Source organism: Duganella sp. sic0402 (assembly GCF_019219065.1).
Lineage (GTDB): Bacteria > Pseudomonadota > Gammaproteobacteria > Burkholderiales > Burkholderiaceae_D > Rugamonas.
Map to the genome: position 1 here is coordinate 118,624 of NZ_JAHUWK010000005.1, position 16,974 is coordinate 135,597.

General features: G+C 58.1%; 20 protein-coding genes. 5 read left to right on the forward strand and 15 right to left on the reverse strand.

What is annotated here, in order from left to right; translation table 11 throughout:
* Positions 1-2: 2 nt before the first annotated feature.
* The 4 genes from KW842_RS14505 to KW842_RS14520 all read right to left on the reverse strand — a co-directional run bounded on the left by KW842_RS14505 (position 3) and on the right by KW842_RS14520 (position 2,723).
* A complete protein-coding gene (locus KW842_RS14505; protein WP_218304821.1) occupies positions 3-641 on the reverse strand; it encodes a peroxiredoxin in 639 nt (212 codons plus the stop codon).
* Positions 642-672: 31 nt separating this feature from the next.
* A complete protein-coding gene (locus KW842_RS14510) occupies positions 673-1,239 on the reverse strand; it encodes an alpha/beta hydrolase (RefSeq protein WP_218304822.1) in 567 nt (188 codons plus the stop codon).
* 4 nt (positions 1,240-1,243) lie between these two features.
* Positions 1,244-2,248, reverse strand: a complete 1,005-nt coding sequence (locus KW842_RS14515) for a sulfate ABC transporter substrate-binding protein (RefSeq protein WP_218304823.1) — start codon at positions 2,246-2,248, stop codon at positions 1,244-1,246.
* An 88-nt stretch (positions 2,249-2,336) separates the two neighbouring features.
* A complete protein-coding gene (locus KW842_RS14520; RefSeq protein ID WP_218304824.1) occupies positions 2,337-2,723 on the reverse strand; it encodes a diacylglycerol kinase in 387 nt (128 codons plus the stop codon).
* 103 nt (positions 2,724-2,826) lie between these two features.
* Here KW842_RS14520 and KW842_RS14525 point away from each other — a divergent pair, with 103 nt between their 5' ends.
* Positions 2,827-3,606, forward strand: coding sequence for an IclR family transcriptional regulator (locus tag KW842_RS14525; protein ID WP_090181706.1), 780 nt, complete (start codon positions 2,827-2,829; stop codon positions 3,604-3,606).
* On the opposite strand, the gene pbpG is transcribed toward KW842_RS14525, so the two are convergent.
* The 3 genes from pbpG to KW842_RS14540 form a co-directional block, all read right to left on the reverse strand.
* On the reverse strand, positions 3,588-4,658 hold the full coding sequence (gene pbpG / locus KW842_RS14530; RefSeq protein ID WP_218304825.1) for a D-alanyl-D-alanine endopeptidase: 1,071 nt from the start codon (positions 4,656-4,658) through the stop codon (positions 3,588-3,590). The two genes, KW842_RS14525 and pbpG, sit on opposite strands and share 19 nt — an antisense overlap.
* A gap of 126 nt (positions 4,659-4,784) precedes the next feature.
* Entirely contained in the window at positions 4,785-5,480 is a 696-nt protein-coding gene (locus KW842_RS14535; protein ID WP_218304826.1) for a nitroreductase, read from the reverse strand.
* A gap of 10 nt (positions 5,481-5,490) precedes the next feature.
* Complete coding sequence (locus KW842_RS14540) at positions 5,491-6,402, reverse strand: DMT family transporter (protein WP_218304827.1); 912 nt, start codon at positions 6,400-6,402, stop codon at positions 5,491-5,493.
* A 325-nt stretch (positions 6,403-6,727) separates the two neighbouring features.
* Between KW842_RS14540 and KW842_RS14545 the strand changes: the two genes are divergently transcribed.
* Positions 6,728-7,288 carry a phasin family protein gene (locus KW842_RS14545; protein WP_218304828.1) on the forward strand — a complete coding sequence of 187 codons (561 nt, stop codon included), beginning with the start codon at positions 6,728-6,730 and terminating at the stop codon, positions 7,286-7,288.
* Positions 7,289-7,527: 239 nt separating this feature from the next.
* Here KW842_RS14545 and KW842_RS14550 read toward each other — a convergent pair whose 3' ends face one another.
* The 6 genes from KW842_RS14550 to KW842_RS14575 form a co-directional block, all read right to left on the reverse strand.
* Positions 7,528-8,250 carry an ABC transporter ATP-binding protein gene (locus KW842_RS14550; RefSeq protein ID WP_218304829.1) on the reverse strand — a complete coding sequence of 241 codons (723 nt, stop codon included), beginning with the start codon at positions 8,248-8,250 and terminating at the stop codon, positions 7,528-7,530.
* Positions 8,250-9,020 (reverse strand): ABC transporter ATP-binding protein, encoded by a 771-nt coding sequence (locus tag KW842_RS14555; RefSeq protein ID WP_218304830.1) that lies wholly within the window; start codon positions 9,018-9,020, stop codon positions 8,250-8,252. Before KW842_RS14555 ends, KW842_RS14550 begins: the two co-directional genes overlap by 1 nt.
* 13 nt (positions 9,021-9,033) lie before the next feature.
* A complete protein-coding gene (locus KW842_RS14560) occupies positions 9,034-10,251 on the reverse strand; it encodes an ABC transporter ATP-binding protein (protein ID WP_218304831.1) in 1,218 nt (405 codons plus the stop codon).
* A 12-nt stretch (positions 10,252-10,263) separates the two neighbouring features.
* Positions 10,264-11,193, reverse strand: a complete 930-nt coding sequence (locus tag KW842_RS14565; RefSeq protein ID WP_218304832.1) for a branched-chain amino acid ABC transporter permease — start codon at positions 11,191-11,193, stop codon at positions 10,264-10,266.
* Positions 11,194-11,440: 247 nt separating this feature from the next.
* Positions 11,441-12,406 carry a 4-hydroxy-3-methylbut-2-enyl diphosphate reductase gene (gene ispH / locus KW842_RS14570; protein WP_218304833.1) on the reverse strand — a complete coding sequence of 322 codons (966 nt, stop codon included), beginning with the start codon at positions 12,404-12,406 and terminating at the stop codon, positions 11,441-11,443.
* A gap of 7 nt (positions 12,407-12,413) precedes the next feature.
* A complete protein-coding gene (locus tag KW842_RS14575; protein WP_218304834.1) occupies positions 12,414-12,866 on the reverse strand; it encodes a peptidylprolyl isomerase in 453 nt (150 codons plus the stop codon).
* Between the two features lie 112 nt (positions 12,867-12,978).
* Here KW842_RS14575 and radC point away from each other — a divergent pair, with 112 nt between their 5' ends.
* From radC to rpmG, 3 genes are all read left to right on the forward strand, one after another.
* A complete protein-coding gene (radC, locus tag KW842_RS14580; RefSeq protein ID WP_218304835.1) occupies positions 12,979-13,653 on the forward strand; it encodes a DNA repair protein RadC in 675 nt (224 codons plus the stop codon).
* 160 nt (positions 13,654-13,813) lie between these two features.
* Positions 13,814-14,050: a 50S ribosomal protein L28 gene (rpmB, locus tag KW842_RS14585; RefSeq protein ID WP_008451488.1), complete on the forward strand. Its 237-nt coding sequence runs from the start codon at positions 13,814-13,816 to the stop codon at positions 14,048-14,050.
* Between the two features lie 16 nt (positions 14,051-14,066).
* A complete protein-coding gene (gene rpmG / locus KW842_RS14590; RefSeq protein ID WP_005665735.1) occupies positions 14,067-14,234 on the forward strand; it encodes a 50S ribosomal protein L33 in 168 nt (55 codons plus the stop codon).
* A gap of 60 nt (positions 14,235-14,294) precedes the next feature.
* On the opposite strand, the gene KW842_RS14595 is transcribed toward rpmG, so the two are convergent.
* Both KW842_RS14595 and KW842_RS14600 read right to left on the reverse strand, forming a co-directional pair.
* Positions 14,295-15,491 (reverse strand): fatty acid desaturase, encoded by a 1,197-nt coding sequence (locus tag KW842_RS14595; protein WP_218304836.1) that lies wholly within the window; start codon positions 15,489-15,491, stop codon positions 14,295-14,297.
* Between the two features lie 118 nt (positions 15,492-15,609).
* A complete protein-coding gene (locus KW842_RS14600) occupies positions 15,610-16,956 on the reverse strand; it encodes a mechanosensitive ion channel family protein (protein ID WP_218304837.1) in 1,347 nt (448 codons plus the stop codon).
* Between the last annotated feature and the right edge of the window lie 18 nt (positions 16,957-16,974).

Below are 16,974 nucleotides of genomic sequence, written 5' to 3' on the forward strand. Positions count from 1 at the left end.
GCTTATTTGTTCGGTTGCGGGGTGACGCGCAGGTATGGACGCTCGGCGGTGAAGCCTTTTGGATATTTCTGCTTCAGCACTTCCGGATCTTGCACGGTCAGCGGGATGATCACGTCATCGCCATCTTTCCAGTTGCCTGGCGTGGCAACGGTATAGCCATCGGTCAGTTGCAGCGCATCGATCACGCGCAGCACTTCATCGAAGTTGCGGCCGGTGCTCATCGGATAGGTGATAGTCAGGCGCACCTTTTTGTTCGGATCGATGACGAACAGCGAACGCACGGTAGCGGTGGCCGAAGCTTCCGGGTGGATCATGTCGTACAGCGTGGAAACTTTACGGTCGGCGTCGGCAACGATAGGGAAACCCACCACGGTCTTTTGGGTTTCTTCGATGTCCTTGATCCAGTTTTTGTGCGATTCGGCAGCGTCCACCGACAGCGCGATGGCTTTCACGTTGCGCTTGTCGAATTCTGGTTTCAGCTTGGCGGTCAGGCCCAGCTCGGTGGTGCACACTGGCGTGAAGTCAGCCGGGTGCGAGAACAGCACCACCCACGAATTACCAGCCCATTCATGGAATTTCAGTGGGCCGATGGAAGAATCTTGTTCGAAATCAGGCGCGGTATCGCCCAGGCGGATCGTCATAATGGTTCTCCAGGAAAGAAGGTAGAAAAGGTCACGCGGACAACACGCTATTGTGCGCTTGGTCTGCTAAAAAATACAAGGTTTCCAATCCTTCAGGCCAATCACCGAGGCCGGATTCCGCGTTGATATGCCCCAGCGGGCCGCCATTGATGAAACGGCTGTGCCAGCGATGCGCCCATTGCTCGGCGCGCGGCGCCGCCATCCAAGGATCGTTGGTGCTGCCGACCATGATGGACGACACCGGCAAAGCCTGCTGCGGCAATAGCTGAGCCACATTGAACTTGTCCGGGTCGGCCGGCGCCACCAGCAGCACGCCCACCACATTGGCGGGATTGCGCGCCACGCTATGCACCGTGGCCAGCGCGCCGAAGCTGTGGCCGACGATCAGCGTGGGACGCCGGTCCGCCTCGCCGCCGCGCTGGCGCAGCGCATCGACGCGTGCCGACCAGCGCGGCAGGTCCGGCACATCCCAATCTTCCTGCTGCACCCGCTCGAAAGCGGGGAACAGCTGTTGCCAGCGGCTTTGCCAGTGGTCCGGTCCGCTGTTATGCAGACCGGGCGCTATCAGCACGCGCAACTGTTCAAAGGCGCTCAGCATATGATTACTTGTTCGGCTGGTAGATCTGGTCGAACAGGCCGCCGTCGGCAAAGTGGGTCTTCTGCGCCTTGGTCCAGCCGCCAGCCACATCCGCGATGGTGAACAGTTTCACGGCCGGGAACTGGGAAGCGTATTTCTTGGCTGCTTTCTCGGTGGCCGGACGGTAGTAGTTCTTGGCGATGATGTCCTGCGCTTCGTCGGTGTACAGGAAGTTCAGATAAGCCTCGGCCACCTTGCGGGTGCCGCGCTTGTCGACCACTTTATCCACGACGGCGACTGGTGGTTCAGCCAGGATCGACACCGATGGTGCGACGATGTCGAACTTGGTCGGGCCCAGTTCCTTGATCGCCAGCAGCGCTTCGTTTTCCCAGGCGATCAGCACGTCGCCGATGCCGCGTTCAACGAAGGTGGTGGTGGCGCCACGCGCGCCGGAATCCAGCACCGGCACGTTTTTGTACAGTTTGCTCAGGAATTCCTTGGCGGTGGCTTCGCTGCCGCCTGGCTGGCGCAGCGCATAGCCGTAGGCGGCCAGGTGGTTCCAGCGGGCGCCGCCAGAGGTTTTTGGATTCGGGGTGATCACCGACACGCCTGGCTTGACCAGGTCAGCCCAGTCCTTGATCGCTTTCGGGTTGCCCTTGCGGACCAGGAACACGATGGTCGAGGTGTACGGGGTGCTGTTGTGCGGCAGCTTCTTCTGCCATTCCGGCGACAGCAGCTTGTGTTCGGCGATGGCGTCGATGTCGTATGCCAGCGCCAGCGAAACCACGTCGGCTTCCAGGCCGTCGATCACGGCACGGCCTTGTTTACCCGAACCGCCGTGCGATTGCTTGATCTTGACGTTGTCGCCGGTCTTGGCTTTCCACTCTTTGGCGAATGCAGTGTTGACGTCCTGGTACAGCTCGCGGGTCGGGTCATACGACACGTTCAGCAGCGAGATGTCCGCAGCCAGCGCTGGCGCGACGGCGGTGATAGCGAGAACAGCGGCGGCAATGATTTTTTTGGACAGCATTGGATTCCCCTAGTAGTGAAGGACTCCAGATTACTGCCGTGCTTTATAAATGAGAACTAAGCTTTTATCAGTTCTATATACAAGAAAATCATATGAAGCGGTTGTACAGCACCACAGCCCAGGTGGCTATCGCCAGCAAGCAGGTCAGCAAGACCGCCGCGCTGCCGAAATCCTTGGCGTTTTTCGACAGCGGATGGCGCTCCAGCGACACCCGGTCCACCACCGCCTCGATCGACGAATTGATCAGCTCGACGATCAGGATCAGCAGCAGCGCGCCAATCAGCACCAGTTTCTCAAATGCCGACACGTTCAGCAGCAGCGCAATCACCGCGCCGACAGCAAATACGCTGACCTCCTGGCGGAACGCGTGTTCATTGCGCCACGCCGAGCGGAAACCATCAATGGAATAAAAAAACGCCGTGTAGATCCGCTTCAGACCGCTCTTGCTCTTGAATTCGCTAATTGGTTGTTCCATGACGTGCCATCACTTTTTGAATAGCACATTATGCATCAATTCCGTTTTTTTTCACATTATGGTATAAATCAATTATCGAATTCTGCATTGCACCAACCACATCATGAAAATTGAAACCGTTCCCGAGCAAAAGACCACCATTCAGGTGATCGAGCGGATGGTGGCGCTGCTGGATGCCCTGGCCAAGTATCCCGATCCTGTCAGTCTCAAGGAATTGTCCAAGGTCTCGGGGCTACACCCGTCGACCGCGCACCGCATCCTCAACGATATGGTAGTCACCCGCTTTGTTGACCGGGTCGAGCCAGGCACTTACCGGCTCGGCATGCGGCTGCTGGAACTGGGCAATGTGGTCAAGAGCCGGCTGTCGGTACGCGAGGCGGCGCTGGACTTCATGCGTGCACTGCACAAAAAAACCCAGCAGACCATCAACTTGTCGGTGCGCCAGGGGGACGAGATCGTCTACATCGACCGCGCCTTCTCGGAGCGTTCGGGCATGCAGGTGGTGCGCGCCATCGGCGGCCGCGGTCCGCTGCACCTGACCTCGACCGGCAAGCTATTCCTGTCGGTGGACGAGCCGAAAGCCATCCGCGCCTACGCCACGCGCACCGGCCTGGCCGGGCACAACAAGAATTCGATTACCGATCTGGGCAAACTGGAACGCGAGCTGAGCCTGGTGAAGTCGCGCGGCTACTCGCGCGATAATGAAGAACTGGAACTGGGTGTGCGCTGCATGGCCGCCGGCATTTACGACGACGGCGGCAAGCTGATTGCCGGGCTGTCGATCTCGGCGCCGGCCGACCGTCTGCAGGAAGACTGGCTGGAAGACCTGGTGCTGACTGCGCGCCAGATCTCCGTCACCCTGGGTTACATCCCGGTCGAATAAGGCGTGGTGGAAACACCGCCGCCGACCAGATTGGCCGGACGCAGCGCTTCCAGCCATTTACGCATGCGGCCGGCGTCCGCCGTCCGCGACTGCTTGCCCTTGGAATCGAGGAACACCATGATCACCGAGCGGCCTTCGATCACCGCCTGCATCAGCAGGCAGCGTCCCGCTTCGTTGATGAAGCCGGTTTTCTGCAAACCAATCGCCCAGTCCGGGCTGGCCACCAGATGGTTGGTGGTGCCGAACTGCATCGGACGGCCATTGCTGGTTTCCACGATGGCTTTCGGGTCGGTGGAGAACTGGCGCAGCATCGGCTGCTGATACGCCGCCATCGCCAGCTTGGCCAGGTCGCGCGCGCTGGCCACATTCATTTTCGACAGGCCGCTGGAATCGACGTAGTGGGTGTCGCTCATGCCCAGTTCGCGCGCCTTGGCGTTCATCGCTTCCACAAACGCTGGCTTGCCGCCCGGATAGTTGCGTCCCAGCGCTGAGGCGGCGCGGTTTTCCGAGCTCATCAGCGCGATGTGCAGCATGCTGGCACGGCTCATCTGCGTGCCCACCTTGAGGCGCGAGCTGCTGAATTTTTCGCGGTCCACGTCCTCATCGGTGACGGTCAGGATTTCGTCCATGTCCTGCTTGGCTTCCACCACCACCAGACCGGTCATCATCTTGGTGATCGAGGCGATCGGCAGCGCTACATTGGAATTCTTTTCAAACAGCACTTCGGAATTGGCCTGATCCAGCACCAGCGCCACATTCGACGCCAGCGACAGCGGATCATTGGTTTTGTTCAGGCCGGCGAGATCGCCCATCGTCGGCGCAGCCGGCGCGGCGGCCAGCACGCGCTGATACACCACCTTGCGCTTGCCGTTGACCTTGACCACGCGCTTGACCACGCGGTCGCTGGCGTCTGCGGCAGCCACACGTACCGGTTGGCGCTTTTTCAACACCACTTTTTTGGGCGCGGCGCCGCTCTTGTCGGCTGCCGGTGCAGCAATGGCTGCAGATGCAAACATCAGCGAAATCAGCGCGCTTAATGCGATTTTAACCATTAGTATCCCCAAAAAAATTCACCAAACCGGTTGCAGTGTAGCAAAACGCTGAGCCAGCGCAAGCAAATTTAACACTCGCAGCATCAATGGTTGTGTCTACGCAATATAGGAAAAAACAAGCTAGTCCTATTCGACAAATTTAACAAATTCTCCGAGCGCCATGCGCTCAGTGATCAAAGAATTCTCAACTTTACTCAAATCGGCAACACCAAGCGCCATGCCGCACACCACGGTTTCATTCAGCGGCAGCGCCAGTTGTTCAGCGATGATGCGGTGATACTGAGTGAAAGCCGCCTGTGGACAGGTATCCAGGCCACGCCCGCGCGCAGCCACCATAATGTTCTGCAGGAACATACCGTAGTCCAGCCACGAGCCCTGCTCCATGATGCGGTCGATGGTGAAGATCAGCCCCACCGGGGCGCCAAAGAAATCGTAGTTCTTGCCGTGCTGTGCGGCCATGCCGGCCTTGTTGTCGCGGCTCAGGCCCAGCAGCGCATACAGGTCCCAGCCGACCTTGCGGCGGCGGTCGATATAGGGCGCAACCCATTGCTGCGGATAGTAGGCGTATTCTTCCTGATGCAACTTCGCCTGTTCTGGATCGTTATATGCGGCCAGGATGGCGGAAGACAACTGCTGTTTGCGCTCGCCTTGCAGCACATACACTTTCCACGGCTGGGTGTTGGTGCCGGACGGCGCCCTGCCCGCCACCTGCAAAATCTGCTCGATGTCCTCCCTGGCCACCGGCGTCGGCAAAAAGGCGCGCAGCGAGCGGCGGGTGGTGATGGCGGCATCGACTGCTTGCTGCTCGGGAGTGGACATCATGCGTTTTCGCTCACTTGGGTTTCTTGACCACGAAGATCACACCGGTCACCGCCAGCGCCATGCCAGCCATGCCGAGGGCGTTGAAAGCTTCGCCAAACATCAGCCAGGCCATGATAGCGGTAGTCGGCGGCGTCAGATACAACAAACTGGTGACCTGGGTGGCGTCATTTCTGCGGATCAGCGCAAACAGCAGGAAAATCGCGCAAATCGATACGCCGAATATCGACCACAGCAAGGCACCGATAAAGCGCGGCGTCCACTGCACAGCAGCAAGATCCGGGCCGAGTCCCTCAAACCCGATTGCCAGCGGCAAGACCAGTATGGCCGAGGCAGCGAACTGGATCACCGTCCCCACGCGCAAATCGAATTGCGGGCAATGGTGCTTCTGGTACAGCGTGCCGCAGGTAATACTCAGCAGCGCCAGCACGCACAGTAAAATCGCCGGGACCGACAGGCCCACCAGCTGGATCTTGGCGGCCACGACCAGTGCTACGCCGCCGATACCGAACAGCAGGCCCAGCCATTGGCTTGGACGGACTTTCTCGCCGATCAGCGGCGCGGCAAACGCGGTCAAAATTGGCTGCATGCCCACTATCAGTGCGGACAGGCCCGCCGGCATGCCCTGTTTGATGGCGCACCAGACGCCGATCAGGTAGCCGGCCTGTACCAGCAAACCAGCTACCGCGATGTGGCCGATCTGGCTCTTTTTCGGCCAAGGTGCTTTCAGCAGCCACACCACCGGCGCCAGCACCGCCAGCACGCCGATAAAGCGCAGCAGGATAAAGGTCAGCGGCGGCGCGTACGGCAGGCCGAACTTGGCGACGATAAAGCCGCTGCTCCACAGCAGCACAAAAAACAGCGGAATCGGCGACAAAAAACTGGCTTGCCGGGCAACTGGTGCGGCATTTGGCGTCTGAGGCATCGGAATAACTTGTGATCTAAAAGGCAATCGGCGCCGGAAGATGGCAGCGATTCAGGTCTGGCCGAGTCTAACACGTCAGACAACTTCTCACCGGAGAGCCACTGTTTTCCTCAGAATTTCCCCTGGGAATCTATATCTCCAGCGAAGTGAGGATTCTTTGATGCAACGCACAAAAAAGCGCTTGACTTAATTTCTGAAGGCCGTAGAATTTGGTTTGTTGCGTTGCACAATATGTTGTTCGGTCTGAAACGTAGTTTGCCTGTTTCTCACCGACGGTAGAAACACGAGCAGTAAATTCAATCAACGACTATTTCTGGAGATCTAAATGTTTTCGATTCCTGAGCAATTTTCCAATGCGACCAAAGCTAATTTTGAAGCGCAATTCGCTATTTTCTCGACCCTGACCAATAAAGCCTTCGAAGGCGTTGAGAAGTTTGTCGACCTGAACCTGACCGCCGCTAAAGCATCGCTGGAAGAAACTTCGGCAGCGACCAAGCAATTGCTGTCGGCTAAAGATCCACAAGAATTCTTCTCGCTGGCTTCGGCACAAGCCCAACCTAGCGCTGAAAAAACCCTCGCTTATGGCCGTCACCTGGCAACCATCGCCACCAGCACCGGCGCTGAATTCAGCAAAGCCGCTGAAACCCAAATCGCCGAAACCAACCGCAAAGTTATTTCGCTGGTTGATGAAGTCAGCAAAAATGCACCAGCCGGCACCGAAAATGCTGTTGCTCTGTTGAAATCGGCAATCGGCAATGCCACCGCCGGTTACGAGCAATTCACCAAAACCGCTAAACAAGCAGTTGAATCGATTGAAACCAATCTGAGCTCGGCAGTAAATCAATTCACTACCGCCGCCGCTAAAGCAGCACCAGCAAAGAAATAAGTAATTAAAGAATATCCGGCACGGTAGGGTGCCGGATATCTTCTAAAAAAGCCCCGGTTAATCCGGGGCTTTTTTTATACCGAAACAAAAGCGTCTGACCCAGTGGGGTGCGGGTTTGCGGGGAAAGTCACTCCCTCCACACCAGAAAACGGCGTGAACGCGCTAATTTTTAGCTTAGGGAGGCTAATAAAAAAGCCGCACAGCTTGCGCTGGCGGCTTGGTGCGTGTGGCGGAGCGTCTTACTCGCCGAGGTAAGCAGCTTTGACGCGGGGGTCGTCCAGCATATCGCTGGCGGCACCGGTCATGGTGATGCTGCCGGAGTCCATGACATAACCACGGTGCGCGGCTTGCAGCGCGAGTTTCGCATTCTGCTCTACCAGCAAAATGGTAATCCCCTCTTTCGATACATTACGAATCACCTCGAAAATCTTTTCCACCATAATCGGCGATAAACCCATCGATGGCTCATCCAGCAATAATAGTTTTGGATGCGACATTAACGCACGCGCCATGGCCAGCATTTGCTGTTCACCACCAGATAAAGTACCGGCCAATTGCTGCGCACGTTCTTTTAATCGCGGGAACACATCAAACCATTTGGCAATATCGGATTCAATCCCGGCTTTATCATTGCGAGTATATGCACCCATCATCAGATTCTCGTGAATCGACATACGGGTAAATACACCGCGGCCTTCCGGCACCATCGCCAGTTTCTTTTCAACCAAATGGAAAGATTTACTGCCTTTCAGGGATTCGCCCTGATAGGTAATCGTACCTTCGACTTTGCATGGCGGTAAAGTGCCGGTAATCGCTTTCAGCGTGGTGGTTTTACCGGCGCCATTGGCGCCAATCAAAGCAATTAATTCACCTTGATTTACTTCGAGATCGATACCCTTGACGGCTTTAATGCCACCGTATGCGACTTTCAGTCCCGATACTTTTAGAACATTGTCGCTCATTAGTGCGATCCTCCCAGGTAGGCGTCAATCACCGCCTGATTACTTTGTATTTCCGCCGGCAAGCCTTCGGCAATTGGTTTGCCGTATTCCAGCACCATCAGCCGGTCGCACAAGCTCATCATCATCTTGACATCGTGTTCAATCAGCAACACCGTCTTGCCCTGCTCTTTGATCTTGATCAACAGTTCGCGCAGTGCCAGTTTCTCGGTGGCGTTCATGCCGGCCGCCGGTTCGTCCAGCGCCAGCAGTTGCGGATCGGTCGCCAGCGCCCTGGCGATCTCCAGACGGCGCTGGTCGCCGTAGGACAGGAATTTGGAGGTACGGTTGGCAAACTTGCCGATGCCGACGAAATCCAGCAACTCCTGCGCGCGCTGGCGGATGTCCGCCTCTTCCTGGCGCGCCGCCTTGTGGCGGAAAATGGCGCCAAACACGCCCTGCTTGGAACGCACATGGCGCCCCACCATGACGTTTTCCAGCGCCGTCATCTCGCCGAACAGGCGGATGTTCTGGAAGGTACGGGCGATGCCCGCCTTGGCGACCTCATGCGGCGCCGACGGGGAATACGGCTTGCCAGCCAGTTCAAAGGTGCCGGTATCCGGCTGGTACAAGCCGGTAATCACGTTAAAGAAAGTGGTCTTGCCGGCGCCATTCGGGCCGATCAGGCCATAAATCTGGCCTTGCATGATCTTGATGCCAACATCGGTCAGCGCCTGCAAGCCGCCGAAACGCTTGTTGACGCCGGCGATCTGGAGAATTACCTGTTCAGTCATTGTTATCTCTTCCTCACGCCGCCATCACGCCCGTCGATTGATTCTTGCTATCGGAATCGCCATCGGGGCGATCCTCATGCTTGGGTGCGGGCCACAAGCCGGCCGGACGGTTCAGCATGATCAGCACCATGGCCAGGCCGTACAGCAACTGGCGCAGCACTTCCGCTTCGATCAGCACATGGCCGAACAATTTCTCCTGCAGCGGCTCAACCACATGGCGCAGGATTTCCGGCAAGGCCGCGAGCAGCGCGCCGCCCATGATCACCCCAGGAATATGGCCGATACCGCCCAGTACCACCATGGCCAGCACCGCGATTGACTCGGTCAGCGAGAACGATTCCGGCGACACAAAGCCCTGGAAGGAGCCGAACATCGCGCCGGCCACACCGCCGAACGAGGCGCCCATCGAGAATGCCAGCAGCTTGACGTTGCGGGTATTGATGCCCATCGCCTTGGCGGCAATCTCATCCTCGCGGATCGCCACCCAGGCACGGCCCAGGCGCGAATGCTGCAAGCGCGAGGTCACAAACACCACCGCCACGCACAGGAACAGGAACAGGAAGTAGTAGGCATTTACCGAAGGCATGCCATAGCCGCCGATAAACACGGTCGCGCGCGAGCCCGCCTCCCCCGCCAGGTTTACGCCAAACACCCTGATCGGATCGATCATATTGATGCCCTGCGGGCCGTTGGTGAAGTTGATCGGCTCGTTCAGATTGTTCATGAAGATGCGGATGATCTCGCCGAAGCCCAGCGTCACGATCGCCAGATAATCGCCGCGCAGCTTCAGCGTCGGCGCGCCCAGCACCGCGCCGCACAGTGCAGCTACCGCAGCCGCCAGCGGCACAATCACCCATACCGACAGGTGGATGCCGTTCTGCTGGATCTCCGGGCCGAGAATCGCGATCAGCGTTTCACCCAGCGCCGGATACTGGTAAATAATCGATTCCAGCAAGGTCGCAAATTGCGGCGACGCCAGCAGGCCGACCAGGTAGGCGCCTACCGCGTAGAACGCGATATAACCGAGGTCCAGCAGGCCGGCAAAGCCGACCACGATATTCAGGCCCAGCGCCAGCATGATGTACAGCAGCGCCATGTCGGCGATACGTACCCACGAGTTGCCGTAGTTCTGCGCGAAGAACGGGAACGCCACCAGCAGCGCAGTCAGCAAAACCATGCTGACATAGGCCTGGCGCGGATTGCGCTTGAAGTCGAAGCTCATCAAAGTCATCTTGGTCGCTCCTTAAGCCCGGTCCGCCACGCGCTCGCCCATGATGCCGGACGGACGCACCGTGAGCACCAGGATCAGCACCACAAACGCAAAGATGTCCTGATAGTGGCTGCCCAGGAAGCCGCCGGTCAGGTCGCCGATATAGCCGGCGCCCAGGCTTTCAATAATCCCCAGCGCGATACCGCCGATCATGGCGCCATAAATATTGCCGATGCCGCCCAGCACGGCCGCGCAGAATGCTTTCAGGCCGGGCAGGAAGCCCATCGAGAACTGGATCGACGCATAATTCGCTCCCCACATCACGCCAGCCACCGCCGCCAGCGCCGCGCCCAGCGCGAAGGTGGCGATGATGACCTTGTTGGAATCGACGCCCATCAGGCCGGCGACGCGTGGATTCTCCGCCGTGGCGCGCATGGCGCGGCCCATCTTGGTTTTTTCCACCAGCAGCACCAGGCCTGCCATCGACACCAGCGCCAGCGCCAGCAGCAGGATCTGGGTCGGCGTGATCACCGCGCCGCCAATCAGGATCGGATCGCTCGGCAGCATCTGCGGGAATGGCAGCGGGTTGCGGCCCCAGATCATCATCGCAAACGTGTTCAGCAGGGTCGACACGCCGATCGCGGTGATCAGCGGCGCCAGCCGTGGCGCATTGCGCAGACGGCGGTAAGCCACGCGCTCGATGATGATGTTGACGATCATACAGACTGGAATCGCACCGCCGATGGCAATCGCCAATTTAACGGCGCCCGGCAGGTCCGGGAAATGCGTGTTGAGGATGTTGAGGATAGTCAAGCCGGTCATCGCACCGATCATCAGCACGTCGCCGTGGGCGAAGTTGATCAGATTCAGAACGCCATACACCATGGTGTAGCCGAGCGCGACCAGTGCGTACATGCTGCCTAGCACTAGCCCGTTAATAATTTGTTGGATAAACGTATCCATCGTTGCCTTTACCTTTGTTATGCGTGGTCATGTAACAAAAACGGCACCCGGGTGTCCCCGTAGTGCCGCCGTTGACTACACAATCACGTTGCAAGTTTCGTGCCTGATCGGTGTCTCCATCGCCCCAGTTTATTAAGCTGAAACGACAACTTTTTAGAGCGAGGCAAATAATAACGAACATTCCGAAAAACTAATGCCGGAATAACGCTAACGGAGCTAAATTATATTCCGCCCCGAGGCAAATGGATTAGATTGCGCCCTCGATTGGTGCAGTTTTTTGTATCCCATCCAGACCTTTCGGCAGCGGGAAGGTGACCGCCTCCTGTACGCCGTCCAGCGGACGCACGCTGCGCACGCCCAGTTCCTTCAGGCGATCGATGACAGCCTGCACCAGCACTTCCGGCGCCGACGCGCCGGCGGTGACGCCGACCCGCAGCTTGCCATCCAGCCACTCCGGCTTGATCTGCGTGGCGTTGTCGACCATATAAGCGGGCGTCCCCTTCTTCTCCGCCACTTCGCGCAGGCGGTTGGAGTTGGAACTGTTCGGGCTACCGACCACGATCACCACTTCCACCTGCGGCGCCATAAACTTGACAGCTTCCTGGCGGTTGGTGGTGGCGTAGCAGATGTCGCCCTTCTTCGGCTCGATAATCGCCGGGTAGCGGGCTTTCAGCGCGGTGATGATGTCGGCGGTATCGTCCACCGACAGCGTGGTCTGCGACACATAGGCCAGTTGATCCGGCTTGGTGACCTGCAGCTTGGCCACGTCTTCCACGGTTTCCACCAGATACATGCCTTCGTCGGTCTGGCCCATGGTGCCCTCGACTTCCGGGTGGCCATCGTGGCCAATCATGATGATCTCACAGCCCTGCTTGCGCATCTTGGCCACTTCCACGTGCACCTTGGTGACCAGCGGACAGGTGGCGTCAAAGATGCTGAAGCCGCGCTCGTCGGCCTCGGCACGCACTGCCTTCGACACGCCGTGTGCCGAGAACACCAATGTATTGCCGGGCGGGACTTCGCTGAGCTCTTCGATAAAGATCGCGCCCTTGGCGCGCAGGTCCGCCACCACATAGGCGTTGTGGACGATTTCGTGGCGCACATAGATCGGCGCGCCAAACTGCTGCAACGCGCGCTCGACGATTTCGATGGCGCGGTCGACGCCGGCGCAAAAGCCGCGCGGCTGGGCCAACAGGAGTTCTTTATCGCTCATGCAATCCTCACAGCACGGAGATCAGTTGGACTTCAAACTTCAGCGGCTGGCCGGCCAGCGGGTGGTTGAAATCGAAGAGACAGGTTTCATCGCCCAGCTCGCGCAGGATGCCGGCAAAGCGGCCACCGCCCGGCGCGGCGAAATCGACCAGGTCGCCAATCTTGTAATCGGCGTCCGGCGCCGAATTCTGGTCCAGCGTAGCACGGCTGACCTGGCGGATCAGCTCAGGGTTGCGTGGCCCAAAGCCGACACCCGGCTCCAGGTCGAAAGTCTTGTGCGTGCCTTCCGGCAGGCCGATCAGCAATTCTTCCAGCACCGGCGCCAGCTGGCCCTGGCCCATCAGCAGTGTGGCCGGCGTGGTGGCAAAGGTGGTGACAATATCGTTGCCATCCAGCGAGGCCAGACGGTAATTCAGGGTGAGATACGACGATGCGGTGACAACAGGTTGCTCGTTAGACATGACTTAAGCTTCGTTGGACAGAGAAAGCCCATATTGTAAGCCACCTTTGATCCTCCTCGCCTTCTCCGCTTGCGGCTAAGGCAAAGTAAATGCAGATTAAAGGGAGATCATCATGGCAATCATGGACTGGCCGCAGGAAAAACGCCCGCGCGAGCGCTTGATACGGGAAGGCGCGCAGGCGCTGTCGGAAGCGGAATTGCTGGCAATTTTTCTCCGCACCGGCGTGCATGGCAAGGACGCGGTGCAGCTGGGGCACGAGATGATGCACCATTTTGGTTCACTGCAAAAACTGTTTGCCGCCAGCCTGAACGAATTCGCCGAGGTCAAAGGCCTGGGGCCGGCCAAATACACCCAGCTACAGGCGGTGATGGAGCTGGCGCGCCGCGCGATGCTGGAGGAAGTCACCACCGGCTCCATGCTCAACTCGCCGCGCGCGGTGAAGGAATACCTGCGTACCACGTTTGCAGGCAAGCCTTTCGAATCCTTCCATGTACTGTTCCTGGATGTGAAAAACCGCCTGATCGATGCCAAGGAAATGTTCAGGGGCACGTTGACCCATACGGCCGTGTATCCGCGCGAGGTGATCAAGGAGGCACTGGCGCGCAATGCCGCCAGCGTGATGCTGGCGCATAACCACCCGTCCGGCACGCCGGAGCCCAGCGAGTCCGACATGCTGCTGACGCGCGCATTGATGCAGGCGCTGGCGCTGGTGGATATCCGCATTCTCGATCATTTTGTCGTCGCCGGACATCAGGTGCATTCCTTTGCCGAGCATGGACAACTGTAGTTTACCCCTATGCGCTCAAGGGTTTACGAACGAACTCACAATTGTTAAATTATTCCACAATATCATGACACAATTGTTTTTCGTAAGTGATTGAAAAACCTGATTTTTTTGGATATACTCTTGTTTTTCCAATTTTGGAATGTCTTTTAAGGAGTGCGTTATGGCACGTGTTTGCCAAGTTACTGGGAAGAAGCCGATGGTCGGCAACAATGTTTCCCACGCAAACAACAAAACCAAACGTCGTTTCCTGCCTAACCTGCAGAACCGTCGTATTTTTGTTGAATCTGAAAACCGCTGGGTCTCCCTGCGTCTGTCCAACGCTGGTCTGCGTGTAATCGACAAGGTCGGCATCGATGCCGTTCTGGCCGACATGCGCGCCCGTGGCGAAAAAGTCTAATTAGGGAGCTATCACCATGGCAAAAACTGGTCGCGACAAAATCAAGCTGGAATCGACTGCAGGTACGGGTCACTTCTACACCACCACCAAAAACAAGCGCACGATGCCTGCAAAAATGGAGATCACCAAGTTTGATCCTAAAGCACGCAAGCACGTGATCTACAAAGAAACCAAGATCAAGTAATCGATCTTCGCTTCTACAAAAAAAGCCACTCATCGAGTGGCTTTTTTATTACCCCGGATTTTAGGCGTAGCTGCGCAGGCGCAGCGAGAAGTCCTGCAGCGACTTGATGCCGGACGCTTCGGCGCGGTTGCACCAGTCTTGCAGCTTGTGCAGCAGCTGGTCGCGGGTAAAATGCGAACGTTCCCAGATCACGCCCAGTTCGACGCGCATATTGTGCATGGTTTCCAGCGCCTTGCTGTGCTGGAACAGTTCCGACAGCTGCTGCTGTTGCGGCGCCGCCAGCTTGCCCGGCTCGCGCTGCAGCAGCTTGCGCGACGATTTCAGGAAGCGCGCTTCCAGCTGCGCCTTGTCCTTCAGGTGCTCCAGCTCTTCTTTCCAGGCGCTCTTGACCGATTTGGCGTACTTGGCCATCACGTCGTAGCGGTTGGCGATCACCGATTGCAGGGTGTCGAAGTCAGCTTCCAGCTTGCCCTTGGCGAACTTCGGCTCCGGCGCGCGTTTTTTCACTTTCGCCAGGCCAACCATTTCCAGTGCGCGGATATAGCCCCAGCCAATATCAAACTCATACCATTTCGACGACAGCTTGGCCGAGGTCGCAAAGGTGTGGTGGTTGTTATGCAATTCTTCGCCGCCGATCAGCAGGCCGAACGGGATGATGTTGGTGGCTGCGTCCGAGCAGTCATAATTGCGGTAGCCCCAGTAGTGGCCGATGCCGTTGATGATGCCGGCCGCCGTCACCGGTATCCACATCATCTGCACCGCCCACACGGTAATGCCGATCACGCCGAACAATGCAACGTTGATGAACAGCAGCGACACCACGCCGGCCGCGCTGTGGCGGGTATAGACGTTGCGCTCCATCCAGTCATCCGGCGTGCCATGGCCATACTTCTCCATGGTTTCCTTGTTCTTCGATTCAGCGCGATACAGCTCGGCGCCTTCCCAGAACACTTTCTTGATGCCGCGCGTGACCGGGCTGTGCGGATCTTCCTCGGTGTCGCACTTGGCGTGGTGCTTGCGGTGGATCGACGCCCACTCCTTGGTCACCTGGCCGGTGGTCAGCCACAGCCAGAAACGGAAGAAATGACTGACGATGGGATGCAGGTCCAGCGCGCGGTGCGCCTGGCAGCGGTGCAGGTAGATCGTCACGCTGGCGATGGTGATATGCGTCACGATCATCGTATAGAAGAACACTTCCCAGCCCGTGAAGCGGGTGATGCCATTCGACAAGAAATCCAATACTGCGTATAAATCCATTACTACTCCAACCAAGATTGTGTTTTTTACAGGCGTGCGCCGCCCGCCGTGTCCGACTTTTGGACGACATTGTACGATGATTTAATGCCGATTTGAGGAAGCTTTCCCCGATCACTGACTATTCCTTAGGCACGGTCGTGCTTTCCTGCTCCGCCAGAGCGGCCGGCACCGGGCCCAGGATGCGCATTTCCCGTTGCGGGAATGGGACAGAAATCTGGTGTTCCTTGAGCGCGCGCCAAATTGCCCGGTTGACATCCGAGGTGACGCCGCCGCGGCCATTCTCCGGATCGCTGATCCAGAAGCTGACGCTCAGGTCCAGCCCATCTGCGCCAAAGCTGGTCAGCGTGGCGGACGGCAGTTTATCTTTTGATACGCGCGGCACCGTCGCCGCCGCGTCGGTCAGCAGCTGGATCACGAAGTCCACATCGGTGTCATACGCCACCGACACCTTGGTGGAAATATTCACCATGCTGTTCGACAGCGACGAGTTCTGCACCGCGCCCGACACCAGCATTTCATTCGGCACGATCGACTCCATGCCGTCCAGCCCCTGCAGTACCGTGTAGCGGGTGTTGATCTGGGTAACCCTGCCAGTATATTTATCCACCGTGATCATGTCGCCAATGGTCAGCGAGCGGTCCAGCAGGATCACAAAGCCCGACACGTAATTGCTGGCAATCTTTTGCAAACCCAGGCCGAGGCCGACGCCGAGCGCGCCGCCAAACACCGATAGCACGGTCAGGTCGATGCCCACCAGCGACAGGCTCATCAGCACCGCCACCAGGATCAGCACTGCGCGCGCCGTGCGCGACACCACCACCCGCAGATTGGTGTGCATGCCCTGCACCTTCATCAGCGATTCTTCCAGCGCCGCGCCGGCCCACAGCGCCAGCATCAGCAACACCACCACCGACAGCGAAGCTTGCAGGATGTCGGCAATCGTCACCTTGTATTTACCGATCGGCAGCACGGTGCTGTCCAGGAAGATAAATACATCGTTCCACAAGCCGGTCACATACAGCACGAACGCCAGCCAGACAAACAGCTGGAACAGTTTTTCAAAGGCCAGCATGGCGGGGCTGAAGGTGCGGCCATTGCGCGCGAACACGCGGCGCAGCACGTAGAAGGTGAAGCGGATCACCACCAGCGAGCTGAAGATCGGGATCGCCACCATGATCAGGTTGACGCGGATGTGGTACTTGGGCAGCAGCACCTGCGACAGGAACAGCAGGCCGACCACGCCCAGCGGCGCCATCACCCGGCCAAAGCTTTCCACGCCAAAGCCCAGCACGCCCGCCTGCGGCTCGTGGTGACGGCCGAAACGTTTCTTCAGCAGCCGCGCCACGCCAAAGCCGATGACCACCGACAGGATGATGGCGGCCAGCTGCCACATCAGGCTGACGTCGTGGATATCGCCGGCGATCAGATCATCGATCAGGTTGAGCAGGGGCTGTTGTCGGGACATTGTACTTTCTGTGCTGAG

Excerpts from the sequence above, each read along its gene's own strand:
- KW842_RS14505 (WP_218304821.1), bottom strand. The coding sequence starts at position 641 with ATGACGATCCGCCTGGGCGATACCGCGCCTGATTTCGAACAAGATTCT.
- KW842_RS14510 (WP_218304822.1), bottom strand. The coding sequence starts at position 1,239 with ATGCTGAGCGCCTTTGAACAGTTGCGCGTGCTGATAGCGCCCGGTCTG.
- KW842_RS14515 (WP_218304823.1), bottom strand. The coding sequence starts at position 2,248 with ATGCTGTCCAAAAAAATCATTGCCGCCGCTGTTCTCGCTATCACCGCC.
- KW842_RS14520 (WP_218304824.1), bottom strand. The coding sequence starts at position 2,723 with ATGGAACAACCAATTAGCGAATTCAAGAGCAAGAGCGGTCTGAAGCGG.
- KW842_RS14525 (WP_090181706.1), top strand. The coding sequence starts at position 2,827 with ATGAAAATTGAAACCGTTCCCGAGCAAAAGACCACCATTCAGGTGATC.
- pbpG (WP_218304825.1), bottom strand. The coding sequence starts at position 4,658 with ATGGTTAAAATCGCATTAAGCGCGCTGATTTCGCTGATGTTTGCATCT.
- KW842_RS14535 (WP_218304826.1), bottom strand. The coding sequence starts at position 5,480 with ATGATGTCCACTCCCGAGCAGCAAGCAGTCGATGCCGCCATCACCACC.
- KW842_RS14540 (WP_218304827.1), bottom strand. The coding sequence starts at position 6,402 with ATGCCTCAGACGCCAAATGCCGCACCAGTTGCCCGGCAAGCCAGTTTT.
- KW842_RS14545 (WP_218304828.1), top strand. The coding sequence starts at position 6,728 with ATGTTTTCGATTCCTGAGCAATTTTCCAATGCGACCAAAGCTAATTTT.
- KW842_RS14550 (WP_218304829.1), bottom strand. The coding sequence starts at position 8,250 with ATGAGCGACAATGTTCTAAAAGTATCGGGACTGAAAGTCGCATACGGT.
- KW842_RS14555 (WP_218304830.1), bottom strand. The coding sequence starts at position 9,020 with ATGACTGAACAGGTAATTCTCCAGATCGCCGGCGTCAACAAGCGTTTC.
- KW842_RS14560 (WP_218304831.1), bottom strand. The coding sequence starts at position 10,251 with ATGACTTTGATGAGCTTCGACTTCAAGCGCAATCCGCGCCAGGCCTAT.
- KW842_RS14565 (WP_218304832.1), bottom strand. The coding sequence starts at position 11,193 with ATGGATACGTTTATCCAACAAATTATTAACGGGCTAGTGCTAGGCAGC.
- ispH (WP_218304833.1), bottom strand. The coding sequence starts at position 12,406 with ATGAGCGATAAAGAACTCCTGTTGGCCCAGCCGCGCGGCTTTTGCGCC.
- KW842_RS14575 (WP_218304834.1), bottom strand. The coding sequence starts at position 12,866 with ATGTCTAACGAGCAACCTGTTGTCACCGCATCGTCGTATCTCACCCTG.
- radC (WP_218304835.1), top strand. The coding sequence starts at position 12,979 with ATGGCAATCATGGACTGGCCGCAGGAAAAACGCCCGCGCGAGCGCTTG.
- rpmB (WP_008451488.1), top strand. The coding sequence starts at position 13,814 with ATGGCACGTGTTTGCCAAGTTACTGGGAAGAAGCCGATGGTCGGCAAC.
- rpmG (WP_005665735.1), top strand. The coding sequence starts at position 14,067 with ATGGCAAAAACTGGTCGCGACAAAATCAAGCTGGAATCGACTGCAGGT.
- KW842_RS14595 (WP_218304836.1), bottom strand. The coding sequence starts at position 15,491 with ATGGATTTATACGCAGTATTGGATTTCTTGTCGAATGGCATCACCCGC.
- KW842_RS14600 (WP_218304837.1), bottom strand. The coding sequence starts at position 16,956 with ATGTCCCGACAACAGCCCCTGCTCAACCTGATCGATGATCTGATCGCC.